Here is a 1,671-nt window from a genome sequence, read left to right as displayed (position 1 = left end):
CACATCGAGGAGAAGCTCGCGGGCCCAGCCCTCCGGTCCACCGCTTCCGGCCGAACGGACGTGAGTGCGCGGCCCATTGACAACGAGCCGATCGCCATCGTCGGGATGGCCTGCCGTTATCCGGGTGGAGTGACCTCGCCCGAGGACCTGTGGCGACTGGTCGCCGACGGCGTCGACACCGTCTCCGACATGCCGGACGACCGCGGCTGGGACCTGGAGGGCCTGTACGACCCGGAGCCCGGCGCGGAAGGCAAGAGCTACACCCGTCGGGGCAGCTTCCTCTACGACGCCGCCCAGTTCGACCCCGGATTCTTCGGTATCTCGCCGCGCGAGGCCCTCTACATGGACCCGCAGCAGCGACTGCTCCTGGAGACGTCCTGGGAGGCCCTGGAGCGTGCGGGCATCGACCCGGCCTCGCTCAAGGGCAGCCGCACCGGCGTGTTCGCCGGAGTGATGTACCACGACTACGCCCTCAACGTGTCGCCCTCCGGCACAGCAGGCGGCAGTGTCGTGTCCGGCCGGCTGTCGTACACGTACGGTTGGGAAGGCCCGGCCGTCACCGTCGACACCGCCTGCTCGTCCTCCCTCGTCGCCCTGCACCTCGCGGTCCAGGCGCTGCGCTCGGGCGAGTGCTCGCTCGCGGTGGCCGGCGGTGCCACGGTGATGTCCACGCCGGGCATGTTCGTCGAGTTCAGCCGACAGCGCGGCCTGTCCGTGGACGGCCGCTGCAAGGCGTTCGCGGGCGCGGCCGACGGCGTCGGCTGGTCCGAGGGCGTAGGCGTCCTCCTCGTCGAGCGCCTCTCCGACGCCGTACGCAACGGGCACCGCGTCCTCGCGGTCGTCCGGGGCACCGCCGTCAACCAGGACGGCGCCTCCAACGGTTTCACCGCCCCCAACGGGCCCTCGCAGCAGCGCGTCATCCGGCAGGCGCTCGAGGCAGCCGGCGTGGCCGCCTCCGAGGTCGACGTCGTCGAGGCCCACGGTACGGGCACGACCCTGGGCGACCCGATCGAGGCGCAGGCGCTGCTCGCCACCTACGGTCAGGACCGTCCGTCCGGCCGGCCGCTGCTGCTCGGCTCCATCAAGTCGAACATCGGGCACGCCCAGGCCGCCGCCGGTGTCGCCGGCGTCATCAAGATGGTGATGGCCATGGAACACGGCTCCGTGCCGCGCACCCTGCACGTCGACCGGCCCTCACCGCACGTCGACTGGACCGAGGGCAAGGCGGAACTGGTTGTCGAGGAGCAGCCGTGGCCGGACGCCGCACACCCGCGCCGTGCGAGTGTCTCCGCATTCGGACTCAGCGGCACCAACGCGCACGTCGTCCTGGAACAGGCCCCCGCACCCGCCCCGGCCGCCAGGCCGCGACCCGCGGACGGCGACGGCACCGCACGCCCGACGCCCCCGCTGCCGTGGACCGTGTCCGCCGTGACCACCGAGTCGCTGCGCGTCCAGGCCGGACGACTGCTCACCCATCTCACGGACCGCCCGGACCAGGACCCGCTGGACACCGCCTACGCACTGGCCACCTCCCGCACCGTGCTGGAGTCCCGCGCCGTCGTACTCGGTGCCGACCGTGACGACCTGCTTGACGGGCTGCGGACGCTCGCCCGCGGGGAGTCGTCCCCGGCCGTCCTCCACGGCACCGCGCGGGACGGCGGCTCGACCGCC

At 72.9% G+C, this 1,671-nt stretch carries 1 protein-coding gene; it reads left to right on the top strand.

Features of this window, described 5'->3' with window-relative positions; all coding sequences use genetic code 11:
• A partial coding sequence (locus TU30_RS00020) for a polyketide synthase (protein WP_042162958.1) occupies positions 1-1,671 on the top strand: 1,671 nt, incomplete at both ends.

Source organism: Streptomyces sp. NBRC 110035 (assembly GCF_000829695.1).
Taxonomy (GTDB): Bacteria; Actinomycetota; Actinomycetes; order Streptomycetales; family Streptomycetaceae; genus Streptomyces.
The sequence above is the reverse complement of the archived record's forward strand: the minus strand, read 5'-3'. Positions and strand labels throughout refer to the sequence as shown.